Genomic DNA, 14,476 nt, shown 5'->3' on the forward strand with positions numbered 1-14,476 from the left:
CATTGCGATGAGCGGGCGGAATTCGGTGCAGGCGCCGCACGCCGCACATGGCCTGCCGCGCCTGGTGCTGGATACGAATGTCTGCCTGGACCTGTTCGTGTTCGATGACGTGGAGGTCGCGCCGCTCCGCGCGGCGCTGCGACAGGGCTCGGTCGTTGCCGTGACCCATGCCGACTGTCGCGACGAATGGCTGCGGGTGCTGGAGTACCCCCAGCTCGGGCTCGACGCGGCCCGCCGCGAGGCCGCGCGGCTGGCGTTCGATGCCACCGTGCAGTTGCTCGCCGTGGATCTGGCAGCGCCGGCGCGCGGCGACGACGTGCCGGACGGCTTCACGGCCTCATCGCCGCGCCTGCCCCGCTGCGCGGACCCCGATGACCAGAAATTCCTGCAACTGGCGCTGGCCAGCGGCGCGCGCTGGCTGCTCAGCCGCGACGCTGCCCTCCTCGCGCTGGCTCGCCGATGCGCGCGCGACCACCGGTTCGCGATCCTGCCGCCACAGGCGTGGTCGGCGTCGCGGCTCGGGCGCTGATCAGATTTCGAAGCGGTAGGACAACTTCACCAGCAACTGCTCACTGTCGCGCAGCGCGAAGGCATCGCCCAGCTGCTGGCTGGCGTCATAGGGTCCCATGCCCGAATCCAGCATGGCCCCGCCGCGCACATAGGCCACGTACAGGTGCGAAAGCGGCGCAAGCTCATAGCGGTAGCGCACCTGGAAGCCGAGGTTGCGCAGGGCGAAGGCGTCCAGCGATTCGTCCACCGGCTGCGGGGTGCCGTCGGCGGCGACGCGCCAGGCCTGTTGTGGCGTGGCGTCCAGCCCGATCGCCTCCAGCCGCACGCGCAGTTCCTGCCTGGTGTCGATCAGCCAGGTCGCGCCGGCGTTGAGCCGCAGCAGGTCCGCGCTGAAGCTGCCCAGGCGATTGTCCACCGTGGTGGGGTCCGCATCCGGCCGCCACAGCAGCCAGTCGGGGTTGTGGTTGAGCACCAGGCCCGCGGCAAAGCTGAGCCGGTCGTCGACGTGATACGTCGGTTCCACATACAGCTCGACTGCGCCGTCATCCGGCCCGCCCAGCCCATCGGAGGCATAACGGAAGCTGCCGAAAAGGGCCCAGTGGCCTTTGCGCGGACGGAACCGCTCGGCGTACAGGAACAACTTCGACGGCATTTTCACGATGCCGTTGCCGCGCAGGATCAGGTCGTCGTGGCCGTCGGTCCAGCCGGCCAGCTCCACCAGCTCGTTGCCGCCATCGCGCCGGTCGCTGCGGCGGTTGATCGCCCACGCATCGGCGATGTGCACGCCCTGATCGTTGGTGCGGCGCGAGACCGCATAGCGCCAGTCATGCGAAGCGTATGCCGAGTCCGCGGGCAGCCCGGTGACCCGACGACCCAGCTCGTAACGCCCGTAGTTGAAGTTGTTGCGATCCAGGAAACCGAAATCGTTGAGTTGCAGGCCCCGCCCCAGGTGCAGCAGGAACAGCTGCTGGCGCCAGCCCTGCCCCATGTCCCAGTCAAAGCGCACCTGCGCGCCGGTGTCGAGCGTCTGCACGCTGCCCTGCTCCACGTCGGAGCCGACCACGGTGGTGCGGATGTTCCACTGGTCGTTGGGCGCCCAGCGGTGGTCGGCCTCGTACACGGTGGCGACGCGATCGCGGAACGGCCGCTCCACGCGGGTGACCATGGCGCCCACGCCCTGCGCCTCGAAGTCACGCGTGGCGCGCGCGGCGTAGAAATCGCGACCGGCGTCGTCACCCTCCGTGGCCGCGAACACGCCGTAGTTGATGCCGGCGCCGCTGCCGTTGAGCTTGACCGCGGCGGTCACGTCGCCCGCGCCACGGCCGTCGTCGGCCGGGCCGCCCACGCGGCGGGTGTAGATCAGCCGGTTGGCGTTGCCGAGCGAGCCGAACGGCACGTCGAAGAAGCTCTGGTTCTCGGTGAAGAACGGGCGCTTGTCGCTGAAGAACGACTCGATCGCACTGAAGTTGACCACCAGCTGGTCGCTCTCCACCTGGCCAAAATCCGGGTTGAGCGTGGCGCTGAGCTGGAACTGGCCGCTGGGCTTCCAGAACAGGTCGGCGCCGGCATCGAAATCGGCCTTGCTGGCCACGGCGTCGTGCACGCCCACCACGTACGGCGTCACCGCCAGCAAGGCCTGGCTGTACACCGGCACCTGGATCTTCTCCAGCGCGCTGAGGAAGCGCTGTTCGGTGAAGCTCACCGCTGGCCACGACATGCGTTCACCGGTGCCGCCGATCACCCGGTCCAGCTGCACCGCGATCGTGCGCTGCCCCTTCTCGGCCGAGCGCATGGGCGCGATGTGCCACGGAATGAGGAGCTCCGCCGACCAGACGTCGCCCTCCTCGGCGGTGGCGCTCCGCCAGTCGCCATCCCAGTCCTGGTTGAACTGGTTCTCGTTGGTGATGGTGTTGTCGACGATGCTGCCCGAAAGCAGCACGGTGAAGTTGTAGCCCACCCGCCCATCGCCGTCGAAATCCACGAACAGGTTGACCCGGTCGGCGGCGCCGCCCTCGTCGCGCTGCGCCACCTGGCGGGTGCGCGGCACGTGCGCCGGCTGGGTGTTGCGGAAGGCCACCGCCAGCCCGTCGGCGGTGGCCTTGATCCAGGCCTCGGTCGGTTGCGGCGCCGGCCCGCGCGACAGTGGCTGGGTCAGGCGGAAATCACTGACATGACGCGCCCCTTCCCACTCCAGCGGATCAATGCGGCCGTCGACGGTGATGGCATGGGCGGCCGGGGCCGCCAACGCGGCAAGGATGGCAAGGGGCAGGCGCGTACGCATGGGGCTTCCGGAAAATGTCCGCGTCCCTGCGGTTGATCAATGCCGGCAGCCTAGCCAGCGCCGCGGCAGCCACCGACTGGCATCAGTCATGCCAACCAATGGCCTATGCCGCGCATCGCGGGGCGGTCACAGCTCGAAGCGGTACGCCAGCTTGACCAGCAGCTGTTCGCTGTCGCGCAGGCTGAAGCTGTCGCGCCACTGCTCGCCGGCCCCGGTGGAGAACTCGTCCAGCATGTAGCCGCCACGGCCGTACACCACGTACAGGTGCGACAACGGGGCGAGTTCGTAGCGGTAGCGCACCTGGAAGCCGAGGTTGCGCAGGCTGAAGTCGGTGACAGGCTCGCCGCTAGGCACCACGGTCCGGGCGCGGCCATCGGGCCGCACTTCCACCGCCTCCTTCAGTTCCGCGTCCAGGCCGATCGCCTGCAGCTTCACGCGCAGCTCCTGGCGCTCGCCCATCGCCCAGTTCAGGCCAGCCGACAATGACAGCGCGGTTTCGTCGTAGCGGCCGACGATGTTGTCGTAGCGCCATACCAGCCAGTCCGGCGTCAACTCCGCCGACACGCCGGCAAACACGTTGAGCGCATCGCTGAGGTAGTAGGTGGGCTCGAAGTACAGGTCCACGCCCACCTGCCGGTTGCCCGACAGGCCGCCGCCGCCCACCCAGCCTTCGGCCTTCCACGACCAGTCGCCCTTGCGCGGGCGGAAGCGCTCCCAGCTCAGGCTGGCGTTCGGCGGGCGGTACAGCGCGTGGCCGCCGCGGGTCAGCAGGTCGTCGTACGAGGCGCTGTTGACGTTGAGCTGGGCGAACTCCTCGCCGCCGTCGCGGCGCTGGTTCTGCGCGTTGGCGCGGAACTGGCGCTGCAGGCGCAGGCCGTCGTCGTTGTCGATGCCGATCGCGCGCAGGCGCAGGTCGATGCCGGAATACACGCTGTCCGCCGGCAGGTCGGTGAAGCGCCGACTGACCTGCCAGTGGCCGTAGTTGAGGTCGTTGCGCGAGAGGTAGCCGAAATCGTTGATCTCGAATGCCCCGCCAAAATGCATGGCCAGCCACTGGTGGCGCCAGCGCGGATTCATCTCGTAATTGACCAGCAGCGTGGCGCCGGTGTCATGGCTGTCATCGGCCACGCGGGTGGGCACGCCGCCCACGTCCACCGTGTTGTCGTCGCGGATGTCGCTGCCGACCACGCTGGCCATCACCGTGACCTTGTCGCCGGCCTTCCAGCGGTGGTCCACGCCGACCACGTTGGCCTCGCGCTGCAGCCACGGCCGGTCCACGTGCGTGGCCATCAGGCCCAGCGAGTGCGCGCCCAGCTCGCGCTGCAGGCGCAGCGCGCTGAACGAGCGCCCGGCGTCGCCCTTTTCCTCGGCCATCATCAGGCCGTAGTTGGTCGCGCCCAGGCTGCCGTTGAGCTTGACCGCGGCGGCAATCTCCGCGGGGCCGCGACCGTCGTCGGCCTGCCCGCCCACGCGGCGGGTGTAGATCAGCTGGCTGTTGTCCAGCAGCAGGCCGAAATCGAACACGCCCTGGTTCTCGGTGAAGAACGGCCGCTTGTCGCTGAAGAAGGTCTCCTCGGCGCCGAAGTTGACCACCAGGTCGTCGCTCTCCACCTGGCCGAAATCGGGGTTGATGGTGGCGGTCAGCTGCGTCTGGCCATTGGGCTTCCAGAAGATGTCGGCGCCGGCATCGAAATGCTGGTGGCCGCCGACCTGGTCATGCACGCCCACCACGTACGGGGTCACCGCCAGCAGCGACTGCGTGTGCGCGGCCACCTCGACCTTCTCGAAGTCCGACAGGTAGCGCGGGCGCGCCCAGTTGGCGTTGACCGAGGCCACGCGCTCGCCGGTGGCGCCGATCACCCGGTCCAGGTACAGGCCGATGGTGCGGGTGTCGCCCCCGGCCTTGCGCATCGGCGCGATGTACCACGGGATCAGCATCTCCACGGACCAGCCGGCCTCATCCTCGGTGACCGCGTGCTGCCAGTTGCCGTCCCAGTCGTCGCGGAAGCTGGACTCGTTGGTGACGATCTCGTCGGCGATGCCGTTGGCAAGGGTGACCATGAAGTTGTAGCCGGTCTTGCCGTCGCCATCGAAGTCCACGACCACGTTGACGCGGTCCATCGGCGCGTCCTCGTCGCGGCGGGTGCGGTGGCGGGTGCGCGGCACGTCGGCCGACTGCAGGTTGCGGAAGGCGATGGCCAGGCCTTCGGGCGTGGACTTCACCCACGCCTCGGTCGGCTGAGGGGCCGGGCCCCACGACAGCGGCTGGGTCAGGCGGAATTCGCTGACGTGGCGGGCATCGGCCCATTCATCCGGGTCGATCCGACCGTCGATTTCCAGCGCATGGGCGGGCGACGCGAGGGCGGAGAGGATGGCGAGGGCAAGGATTGAGCGCATGGAATCGGGGGCCGTCAATGGCAGGGGTGGCGCGCATCCTACCCACCCCCGTCCGGCCCGCCGACTGGCACAAGTCACGGCAACCCTTTGCCGTTCATCTGCATCCGGCCGGTTGCCCGCGCCCCGCGGCGCCTCTGGGCCCTCGGGCCGCGCTCGCCGACCGCGCTGATTCAGCGCGGAGCCGGTGCCCCACGCACCCCGACTACTGCATGTGCCAGCCGTGGCTGATCACGAAGCTCTGCCCGGTCAATGCCGCGCTCGGGAATTCGCTCAGGAAGCGCACGGTCTGCGCCACGTCCTCGACCGTGGTGAAGATGCCATCCACCGTGCCGCCCAGCATCACCCGGCTGACCACCTCCTCCTCGCTGATGCCCAGCTCGCGCGCCTGTTCGGGGATCTGCTTGTCCACCAGTGGCGTGCGCACGAAGCCCGGGCACACCACGTGGGTGCGTACGCCGCGCTTACCGCCTTCCTTGGCCAGGGTGCGCGACAGGCCCAGCAAGCCATGCTTGGCGGTGACGTAAGCCGACTTCAGCGGCGAGGCCAGGTGCGAGTGCACCGAGCCCATGTAGATGACCGTACCGCCGCGCGGCTTGCCGTCCGCGCCCTCGGCATACATGTACGGCAGCGCGGCCTTGGTGGTCAGGAACGCGCCGTCCAGGTGGATCGCCAGCATCTTCTTCCAGTCCGCGTAGGCGAACTGCTCGACCGGGTTGACGATCTGGATGCCGGCATTGGACACCAGGATATCGATGCCGCCGTACCGAGCAGCGACACCGTTGATGCCGGCGTTGACCGCATCCTCGTCGGTCACGTCCATCGCCACGCCGATGGCGCGCCCGCCGGCGGCGTTGATCTCCGCGGCGACGGCATCGGCGCCCGCCTGGTTGAGGTCGGCGATGGCGACGATGGCCCCGCCGCGCGCCAGCTCCTGCGCAATCGCCTTGCCGATGCCGCTGGCCGCGCCGGTGACGACCGCGACCTTGCCTTCAATCGAACCCATTCCAACCGAACCCATGGGGGACTCCTCGTGCGACCCGCTGCGCGGCGGGCCGGGTGATGGCCGTGCGCCCATGCTGACGGGCGCGTGTTACGTCATTGTCGTGGCCCCGCACGGGACCGGCCATCGCCCTTTCGTACGTGGCGTCCCGGTCACGCACGGCTTAGTCCAAGGGCGGGCGAGACGCGCGTCCAGCCCGCACCGCGCACCCGCAGCCGCGGCTCAGCCAGCGTTCTGCGCGTGCTGGCGTAGCTTCTCGGCCTTCTCGGCTTCCTGGCGTTCTTTCTTCTTCTTCGACTTGGGCTGCAGCATGGTGCCCGTGCACGCGGGCGAACCGCAGCGGCAGGCCCAGATCTCCTTCAGCCGTTTGGTGTGCTTCTCGGCCAGGGTGATGCCGTAGTTGTAGGACAACTCCTCGCCCTTGGCGATGTCGCGGACCGCTTCGATGAACACCCGGTCCTTGCGCCGGTCGTCGCCTTCGGCCTCTTCCAGCACCGCCTCGCAGTTGGGGTCGCAGCTGTGGTTGATCCACTTGGCCACGCTGCCCTGGAAGTTGGCGTCGATCACGTACTCATCATTGAGCGTGAACAGGAAGGTGTGCCCGGAGTCCACGTCGCCGGTGTCACCCGCATCCACTTCCTCGTGGGTGCGGCGGCGGCCCTTGTACTCGACGACGCGCTCGCCCTTCTTGATGGCGGCGGTGGCGAAAACCCCGTTGCCATGGATGGCGGAACGGCGGGCGGCGATCTTGCTCGGCATGGGCGGGTCCGGTCGGTGGTTGGGTTGATTCTCGCTTACCCGCGGCGTTTGCCCAAGCCATACACTGCAGCCAGCACAAGGAGGCTCCATGGACGCACGCGCGCACTGGCACGATGAGATGCAGTCGGCCTGGCTGTACCGGCAACTGGCGAAGGCGGAGCCGGAGGCGCGGGTCGCCGCCCTGTTCACCGAACTGGCGGGCGAGGCCGAAGCCCAGGCACGGCAATGGCTGCCCGAGGGCGACCCCTCCAGCCTGCGACCTGAGGCGCGTGCACGCCTGGCGGCCGCACTGGCCCGGCGCGTCGGTCCGCGCCGGATCAAGCCGCTGCTGGTATCGCTGAAGGTGCGCGGGTTGTCCGCCTACGGCATGGCGCCGCCCGGCCACGCGATGCCGCAGAGCCTGGACGACGTGGGCCGCGGCCATCGACAGTTCGGCGGCGGCAACCTGCGCGCGGCGGTATTCGGCGTGAACGACGGCCTTGTCTCCAACGCGAGCCTGATCATGGGCATGGTCGGCGCGTCGGCCAGCACCAGCACCGTGCTGACCACCGGCATCGCCGGCCTGCTGGCGGGCGCGATGTCGATGGCCGCGGGCGAGTTCGTGTCGGTACGCTCGCAGCGCGAGCTGTTCGAGCACCAGATCGCGGTGGAACGCGACGAACTGGAGAAGTACCCCGACGCCGAAGCCGAAGAACTGGCGCTGATCTACCAGGCGCGCGGAGTGGCGCTGGATGAGGCCCGCGCCTTTGCCAAGCGGCTGGTTGCCGATCCCAAGCACGCGCTCGACGTCCTCGCCCGCGAGGAACTCGGGCTCAATCCGGATGAGCTGGGGTCGCCGGTTGGCGCTGCCCTGTTCTCGTTCGGCGCGTTCACGGGCGGCGCGCTGGTGCCACTGGTCCCGTTCTTTTTTGGCATGCAACTGCCGTCGGCTGCCTTTAGCGGCGCCGCCCTCGCGGGCGTCAGCCTGTTCGCGACGGGCGCGGCGATGAGCCTGCTGTCGGGGCGCGGCGCGTTTATGGGCGGACTGCGCATGCTCGCCATCGGCGGTGGCGCCGGACTGCTGACGTATTTCATCGGCTCGCTGGTGGGCGGATTGTCGGGCTGAACGAAGGGCCAACCGGTGTGGCCGGTTTACGCGGGTCGGAGCGTTGGCCGTGGTTCTCCACCTCAACCAAGCTGCACATGAACAAGTACGCCCTCCTCAGCGGCCTCGCCGCCGCCCTGACGCTCTGTGGCTGCCAGCAGGCGCCCTCCGTCGCCAATGCCAGTCCCGCCAGCCCGTCGCCAGCCCCATCCCACGCGCCCACGGACGCGGAGTTGCTGGCGCGCGGTGAGTACCTGGTCCGCACTACGGGCTGTAACGACTGCCACACCCCTGATTACGGCCCGCGCCAGGGCGAGGTTCCCAAGACGGAATGGCTGGTGGGTTCGGGACTGGGCTTCAAGGGACCGTGGGGCACCACCTACCCGACCAACCTGCGCCTGAGCCTGGCGAGGATGGACGAAACCCAGTGGCTGGATTACAGCGCCAAGCTGAAGACGCGACCGATCATGCCGGACTTCGCGTTGCGCGCGATGACCGCGGAGGACCGCCGCGCCATCTACCGTTTCGTCCGGTCGCTGGGCGCTGGCGGCCAACCGGCCCCCGCCTACGTGCCGCCGGGCCAGACGGCGCCAGCGCCGTATTTCGAGCTGGTGATGCCGTCCGCGCCAGCGGGCGTGCCGGCCGCGGACGCTGTACCGACTCCCGGGCCAGCGGCGGCGGCGACGGCGCCCAGTACCCCGGGTCACGGCTGATCCGGCTGAACCCCGCCCGGCAGGGACGCCGGGCCTTTGCCGGCGGGGGCTGTCCCGGCCTTGGCCCCGGGCCGGATAATCCGTACAATTCCAGTACGGATTACTCCTCCCCCTACCGGCCATGCTTCGCGTCACCAAGCTCACCGACTATGCGACGGTCGTCCTGACCGTCCTCGCCGCCCAGTCCGATGCCGTGCTCAGCGCGTCGGAGTTGGCCGAGCGCGCGGGCCTGGAACCACCCACCGTCAGCAAGCTGCTCAAGCCGCTGGCGCAGGCCGGGCTGGTGGAGGGCTTCCGCGGCGCCAACGGCGGATATCGCCTGGCCCACCCCGCCGACACCATTACCCTGTTCGCCATCGTCGAAGCCATGGAAGGACCGCTCGGCATGACCGAGTGCAGCGTTCACGATGGCAACTGCGGCATCGAAGAGCACTGCGGCATCCGCGCCAACTGGCGGCGGATCAACGATGTCGTGGCCGACGCCCTGCGTGCCGTGACCCTGGCGCAGATGCTGCAGCCGCCCCCGCCCCCCGACCCCCACGTTGCGAAGCGCATCGACCTGCGCCTCGCCTCGGCTTGAAACAGTAGGCAGCCCCATGGCCACCGAAGTCACCGACACCGCCCCGCTCGAGAATCGTGAGATCCACGAGCAGCTGGGCCGCAAATACGCTGCCGGTTTCATCACCGACATCGAATCCGATTCGCTGCCGCCCGGCCTGAGCGAGGACATCATCCGCGCCCTCTCCGCCAAGAAGGAGGAGCCGGAGTGGATGACCGAATGGCGCCTGGCCGCCTACCGGCACTTCCTCACCATGCCGATGCCGCACTGGGCCAAGCTCAACATCGCCCCGATCGACTTGCAGGCGCTGAGCTACTACAGCGCGCCCAAGGGCCCGAAGTACAAGTCGCTGGACGAAGTGCCGCAGGAACTGCTCGACACCTACGACAAGCTGGGCGTGCCGCTGCACGAGCGCGCCAAGCTGGCGGGAGTGGCGGTGGACGCGGTGTTCGACTCGGTGTCCGTCGGCACTACCTTCCGTAAAGAGCTGGCCGAGAAGGGCGTGATCTTCTGCTCCATGTCCGAGGCGATCAAGGAGCACCCGGAGCTGGTGAAGCAGTACCTCGGCACCGTCGTGCCCACGGGTGACAACTACTTCGCCGCGCTCAACTCGGCGGTGTTCTCCGACGGCTCGTTCGTGTTCATCCCCAAGGGCGTGCGCTGCCCGATGGAGCTGAGCACCTACTTCCGCATCAACGCCGGCCACACCGGCCAGTTCGAGCGCACCCTGATCATCTGCGAGGAGAAGGCCTACGTTTCCTACCTCGAAGGCTGCACCGCGCCGCAGCGCGACGAGAACCAGTTGCACGCGGCGGTGGTGGAGCTGGTCGCGCTTGAAGACGCCGAGATCAAGTACTCGACGGTGCAGAACTGGTACCCCGGTGACGAGAATGGCGTCGGCGGCATCTACAACTTCGTGACCAAGCGCGCCGAGTGTCGTGGCGCGCGCAGCAAGGTCAGCTGGACCCAGGTGGAGACCGGCTCGGCCATCACCTGGAAGTACCCGTCGTGCGTGCTGGTCGGCGACGACTCGGTCGGCGAGTTCTACTCGGTTGCGCTGACCCACCACCGCCAGCAGGCCGACACCGGCACCAAGATGATCCACCTGGGCAAGCGCACCAAGAGCAAGATCATCAGCAAGGGCATCAGCGCCGGGCGCGGGCAGAACACCTACCGCGGACTGGTCAAGGTCGGGGCGCATGCCGAAGGCGCGCGCAACCACACCCAGTGCGACAGCCTGCTGATCGGCAAGAAGTGCGGCGCGCACACCTTCCCGTACATCGAGGTCAAGCACCCCACCGCCACGGTGGAGCACGAGGCGACCACCTCCAAGATCAGCGACGACCAGATGTTCTATTGTCGTTCGCGAGGCATCAGCCAGGAAGACGCGGTGTCGATGATCGTCGACGGCTTCTGCAAGAGCGTGTTCCGCGAGCTGCCGATGGAGTTCGCGGTGGAGGCCAAGAAGCTGCTGGAAGTCTCGCTGGAAGGCTCGGTGGGCTGACCATGCCGATCATCCGCATCGAAATGGTCGAAGGCCGCGACACCGCGCAGAAGCGCGAGCTGGCCGAGGTCTTCACCCGCGAGATGGCGCGCATCTGCGGCTGCAGTGAGTCCGCCATCCACATCGTATTCGACGACATCAAGAAGCAGGACTGGGCCATCGGCGGCCAGCTGCTCCACGACAAGGCCCAGGGTTGAACAACGCCATGCTCAAGATCGAAAACCTCCACGTCTCCGTTGCCGGCAAGGAGATCCTCAAGGGTCTGACGCTGGACGTTCAGCCCGGCCAGGTGCACGCCATCATGGGCCCCAACGGCGCGGGCAAGTCCACGCTGGGCAACATCCTCGCCGGCCGTGACGGCTATGAAGTGACCGCTGGCTCGGTGAGCTTCGAGGGCCGCGACCTGCTGGCGCTGGAGCCGGAGGAGCGCGCCGCGGCTGGCGTGTTCCTCGCCTTCCAGTACCCCGTCGAGATCCCGGGCGTTAACAACACCTACTTCCTGCGCGCGGCGCTCAACGCCCAGCGCAAGGCGCGCGGCGAGGACGAACTGGACTCGATGCAGTTCCTCAAGCTGGTGCGGCAGAAGCTGGCCGTGCTGCACCTGAAGGACGAACTGCTGCACCGCGGCGTCAACGAAGGCTTCAGCGGCGGCGAGAAGAAGCGCAACGAGATCTTCCAGCTCGCATTGCTGGAACCGAAGCTCGCGATCCTCGACGAAACCGACTCGGGCCTGGACATCGACGCGCTGAAGGCGGTGGCCGATGGCGTCAACGCGCTGCGCGCCGCCAACCGCGCGTTCCTGGTCATCACCCACTACCAGCGCCTGCTGGACTACATCAAGCCCGACGTGGTGCACGTGCTGGCCGACGGCCGCATCGTCGAGACCGGTGGTCCGGAGCTGGCGCTGGAGCTGGAAGCGCACGGGTATGCGTGGATCAAGGACCGCGTGGCCCCGGAGGCGAGTGTCTGACATGAGCGCCCTGCTCGATTCCTTCGCCACCGCGTTCGACGCGCTCCCCGCGCGCGACGTCGCCGGCCTCGGCGACAGCCGCCGGGCCGCGCTCGATGCCGCGCTGCGTGACGGCCTGCCGCACGCGCGGGTGGAAGCGTGGAAGTACACCCCGCTGCGCTCGCTGGAACGCCGTGCGTTCGCCGCACCGGAGGCCGCCGTCGCTTCGTTCGACCCGGCCCTGCTGGACGGCATTCCCGCCCCGCGCGTGGTCTTCGTCAACGGCCGCTTCGATGCGGCGCACAGTGACACCACCGGCCTGCCCGACGGGGTGACCTTGCAGCCGCTCTCGGCTGTGCTGGCAGGTGGCGAAGCGCGTGAGTCCAGTTTCCTCGCCCGCCGCTTCGAGCGGGGGGATGAGGTGTTCGCCCGCCTCAACGCCGCGCTCGCCGATGAAGGCGTGGTGCTGCGCGCCGGGACCGGTGCGCGCAGCGATGCGGCGATCCATCTGGTCTTCATCGGCACCGCCCACGGCAACGCTGCCGACAAGAACAATGCGGCGTCAGCCGCGATCAGCGCAGCCTCTGGCTCGGCGGTGGCACACGCCGACCAGGCCTGGCACCTGCGCCACCTGATCGAACTGCGCGAAGGCGCGTCGATGACCGTCGTCGAGCATGTGCTTGGTGACGGCGCCCACGCCCACCTCGCCAACAGCCTGAGCCACGTGCATCTGGCCAGGGGCGCCACGCTGCGCCACGCCCGCGTGCAAGACGAGGCCACCGGGGCCACCCTGCTGGCCCGCACCGACGCGGTACTTGCCCGCGATGCGGACTACCAGCGCCTCGATCTCGAACTGGGTGCCGGCCTGTCGCGCCACGAACTCAACGTTGCCCTCCAGGGCGAATCGGCGAAGCTGCAGGCCAATGGCGTGCTGCTGGCCAATGGCAAGCGCCACCTCGACACCCGCCTGGGCATCGACCACGTCGGCCGCGACAGCAGTTGTGAGTTGACCTGGCGCGGCTTGGGCGCGGGCCGTTCGCGCGCGGTGTTCCATGGCGGCATCCTGATCCGCGAAGGCGCGGACGGCACCGCGGCCATGCTGTCCAACAAGAACCTGCTGCTCAACGAAGGCGCCGAGATAGACACCCAGCCCGTGCTGGAGATCCACGCCGACGAGGTGCAGGCCGCGCACGGTGCCACTGTCGGCCAGCTCGACCAGAACGCACTCTTCTACCTGCGTTCGCGCGGCGTCCCGGCCGAACAGGCCCGCGCGCTGCTGACCGCAGCGTTCTGCCGCGAAACGCTGGCCGTGTTCGATGATCGCGCACTGCGCGACGCTCTTGCCGCCCGGCTCGACGCCGCGCTGGCCCGGATGGAGGCCGCCTGAGCATGGGCACGCCAACTGCCCCCGCCACGGCAATTCCCGCCGCGATTCCCACCGTGCATCCAGCCGTGTCCGGCAGCAACATCGACTGGGCGCGCATCCGCGCTGACTTCCCCGTATTGCAGCGCGAGGTGCATGGCAAGCCGCTGGTGTACCTGGACTCGGCCAACACCGGACAGAAGCCTGCCGCGGTGATCGATGCGGTCGATGACTTCTACCGTCGCCACAACGCCAACGTCAGCCGCGCCGTGCACGCACTGGGCTCGGAGGCCACCGAGGCCTACGAGGGCTCGCGCCGCAAGCTGGCGAGGTTCCTCAACGTGCGGCCCGACGAGCTGGTGCTGTGCAGCGGCACCACATTCGCGATCAACCTGGTCGCCTATTCGTGTGCGCTGCCGCGGCTCAAGGCGGGCGACGCCATCGTGGTCAGCCGCATGGAGCACCATGCCAACATCGTGCCCTGGCAGCTCGTCGCGCAGCGCACGGGCGCCACGATCAAGGTCGCCGAGATCCGCGACAACGGCGAGCTGGACCTCGACGCGCTGTATGCCCAGCTCACCCCGGAGGTGAAGCTGCTGGCGATCACCCACGTCTCCAACGTGCTCGGCACCGTCAACCCGGTGCGCGAGATCTGCCGTGAGGCCAGAAAGCGCGGCATCACCACCGTGGTCGACGGTTCGCAGGCCGCGCCGCACCGCCCGCTGGACATCGCCGCCATCGGCTGCGACTTCTACGCCCTCACCGGCCACAAGATGGCCGGCCCCACGGGTACGGGGGCGTTATGGGCGCGCAAGGAAACCCTGGATGCCATGCCGCCCTTCATCGGCGGCGGCGAGATGATCAAGGAAGTGCGCTTCGACGGCACCGTGTTCAACGACGCGCCGCACAAGTTCGAGGCGGGCACGCCCAACATCGCCGGCTTCATCGGCCTGGGCGCGGCGGTGGATTACCTGTCCTCGATCGGCATGGCCAACATCGAGGCGCGCGAGCAGACCCTGCTTGCCCACGCCACGGAGGAATTGTCGAAGATCGAGGGGCTGCGCATCTTCGGCGCGGCGCGGGAGAAGGCAGCGGTGATCAGCTTCCAGATCGCCGGGGCGCATTCCCACGACCTGGCCACCCTGCTCGACCTGGAAGGGGTGGCGGTGCGCTCCGGCCAGCATTGCGCCCACCCGCTGCTGCAGTTCTTCGGCGTTGCCGCGACCTGCCGCGCCTCGTTCGCGTTCTACAACACGCACGAGGAAGTGGATGCGCTGGTGGCCGCCATCCACAAGTCGCGCCGGCTGCTAGGCTGACGCACGCCCCTGCCCTCACCTCGACTCTGTCGCCACGCTCA

General features: G+C 68.6%; 13 protein-coding genes. 9 read left to right on the forward strand and 4 right to left on the reverse strand.

The annotated features are described in order from the left end of the window. Positions 1-7 precede the first annotated feature (7 nt). Positions 8-529 carry a PIN domain-containing protein gene (locus tag AC3ARF_RS11280; RefSeq protein WP_498927971.1) on the forward strand — a complete coding sequence of 174 codons (522 nt, stop codon included), beginning with the start codon at positions 8-10 and terminating at the stop codon, positions 527-529. Here the strand turns inward: AC3ARF_RS11280 and AC3ARF_RS11285 are convergent, their stop codons facing one another. The 4 genes from AC3ARF_RS11285 to AC3ARF_RS11300 form a co-directional block, all read right to left on the reverse strand. After that, on the reverse strand, positions 530-2,791 hold the full coding sequence (locus AC3ARF_RS11285; RefSeq protein ID WP_498927972.1) for a DUF5916 domain-containing protein: 2,262 nt from the start codon (positions 2,789-2,791) through the stop codon (positions 530-532). Positions 2,792-2,917: 126 nt separating this feature from the next. Then, positions 2,918-5,188, reverse strand: a complete 2,271-nt coding sequence (locus tag AC3ARF_RS11290; protein WP_498927974.1) for a DUF5916 domain-containing protein — start codon at positions 5,186-5,188, stop codon at positions 2,918-2,920. 202 nt (positions 5,189-5,390) lie between these two features. After that, positions 5,391-6,191 (reverse strand): 3-hydroxybutyrate dehydrogenase, encoded by an 801-nt coding sequence (locus AC3ARF_RS11295; RefSeq protein ID WP_498931849.1) that lies wholly within the window; start codon positions 6,189-6,191, stop codon positions 5,391-5,393. A 219-nt stretch (positions 6,192-6,410) separates the two neighbouring features. Beyond that, positions 6,411-6,947 carry an SET domain-containing protein gene (locus tag AC3ARF_RS11300; RefSeq protein ID WP_498927976.1) on the reverse strand — a complete coding sequence of 179 codons (537 nt, stop codon included), beginning with the start codon at positions 6,945-6,947 and terminating at the stop codon, positions 6,411-6,413. An 88-nt stretch (positions 6,948-7,035) separates the two neighbouring features. On the opposite strand from AC3ARF_RS11300, the gene AC3ARF_RS11305 reads away from it, so the two are divergent. The 8 genes from AC3ARF_RS11305 (at position 7,036) to AC3ARF_RS11340 (ending at position 14,435) form a co-directional block, all read left to right on the forward strand. Beyond that, positions 7,036-8,052 (forward strand): VIT1/CCC1 transporter family protein, encoded by a 1,017-nt coding sequence (locus AC3ARF_RS11305; protein ID WP_498927978.1) that lies wholly within the window; start codon positions 7,036-7,038, stop codon positions 8,050-8,052. A gap of 77 nt (positions 8,053-8,129) precedes the next feature. Beyond that, positions 8,130-8,744 carry a cytochrome C gene (locus tag AC3ARF_RS11310; RefSeq protein WP_498927980.1) on the forward strand — a complete coding sequence of 205 codons (615 nt, stop codon included), beginning with the start codon at positions 8,130-8,132 and terminating at the stop codon, positions 8,742-8,744. Positions 8,745-8,865: 121 nt separating this feature from the next. After that, on the forward strand, positions 8,866-9,324 hold the full coding sequence (locus AC3ARF_RS11315) for an SUF system Fe-S cluster assembly regulator (protein ID WP_498927981.1): 459 nt from the start codon (positions 8,866-8,868) through the stop codon (positions 9,322-9,324). Between the two features lie 16 nt (positions 9,325-9,340). Continuing rightward, a complete protein-coding gene (sufB, locus tag AC3ARF_RS11320) occupies positions 9,341-10,807 on the forward strand; it encodes a Fe-S cluster assembly protein SufB (RefSeq protein WP_498927983.1) in 1,467 nt (488 codons plus the stop codon). 2 nt (positions 10,808-10,809) lie between these two features. Further along, on the forward strand, positions 10,810-11,004 hold the full coding sequence (locus AC3ARF_RS11325; protein WP_036136879.1) for a tautomerase family protein: 195 nt from the start codon (positions 10,810-10,812) through the stop codon (positions 11,002-11,004). Between the two features lie 8 nt (positions 11,005-11,012). Further along, entirely contained in the window at positions 11,013-11,777 is a 765-nt protein-coding gene (gene sufC / locus AC3ARF_RS11330; RefSeq protein ID WP_498927985.1) for a Fe-S cluster assembly ATPase SufC, read from the forward strand. Between the two features lies 1 nt (position 11,778). After that, positions 11,779-13,143, forward strand: coding sequence for a Fe-S cluster assembly protein SufD (gene sufD / locus AC3ARF_RS11335; RefSeq protein WP_498927987.1), 1,365 nt, complete (start codon positions 11,779-11,781; stop codon positions 13,141-13,143). Positions 13,144-13,145: 2 nt separating this feature from the next. After that, on the forward strand, positions 13,146-14,435 hold the full coding sequence (locus AC3ARF_RS11340; protein ID WP_498927988.1) for a cysteine desulfurase: 1,290 nt from the start codon (positions 13,146-13,148) through the stop codon (positions 14,433-14,435). Positions 14,436-14,476: the final 41 nt, after the last annotated feature.

The organism is Lysobacter sp. KACC 24251 (assembly GCF_057747755.1).

Coding starts and splice junctions, on each gene's coding strand:
- AC3ARF_RS11280 (WP_498927971.1), top strand. CDS start 8: ATGAGCGGGCGGAATTCGGTGCAGGCGCCGCACGCCGCACATGGCCTG.
- AC3ARF_RS11285 (WP_498927972.1), bottom strand. CDS start 2,791: ATGCGTACGCGCCTGCCCCTTGCCATCCTTGCCGCGTTGGCGGCCCCG.
- AC3ARF_RS11290 (WP_498927974.1), bottom strand. CDS start 5,188: ATGCGCTCAATCCTTGCCCTCGCCATCCTCTCCGCCCTCGCGTCGCCC.
- AC3ARF_RS11295 (WP_498931849.1), bottom strand. CDS start 6,191: ATGGGTTCGATTGAAGGCAAGGTCGCGGTCGTCACCGGCGCGGCCAGC.
- AC3ARF_RS11300 (WP_498927976.1), bottom strand. CDS start 6,947: ATGCCGAGCAAGATCGCCGCCCGCCGTTCCGCCATCCATGGCAACGGG.
- AC3ARF_RS11305 (WP_498927978.1), top strand. CDS start 7,036: ATGGACGCACGCGCGCACTGGCACGATGAGATGCAGTCGGCCTGGCTG.
- AC3ARF_RS11310 (WP_498927980.1), top strand. CDS start 8,130: ATGAACAAGTACGCCCTCCTCAGCGGCCTCGCCGCCGCCCTGACGCTC.
- AC3ARF_RS11315 (WP_498927981.1), top strand. CDS start 8,866: ATGCTTCGCGTCACCAAGCTCACCGACTATGCGACGGTCGTCCTGACC.
- sufB (WP_498927983.1), top strand. CDS start 9,341: ATGGCCACCGAAGTCACCGACACCGCCCCGCTCGAGAATCGTGAGATC.
- AC3ARF_RS11325 (WP_036136879.1), top strand. CDS start 10,810: ATGCCGATCATCCGCATCGAAATGGTCGAAGGCCGCGACACCGCGCAG.
- sufC (WP_498927985.1), top strand. CDS start 11,013: ATGCTCAAGATCGAAAACCTCCACGTCTCCGTTGCCGGCAAGGAGATC.
- sufD (WP_498927987.1), top strand. CDS start 11,779: ATGAGCGCCCTGCTCGATTCCTTCGCCACCGCGTTCGACGCGCTCCCC.
- AC3ARF_RS11340 (WP_498927988.1), top strand. CDS start 13,146: ATGGGCACGCCAACTGCCCCCGCCACGGCAATTCCCGCCGCGATTCCC.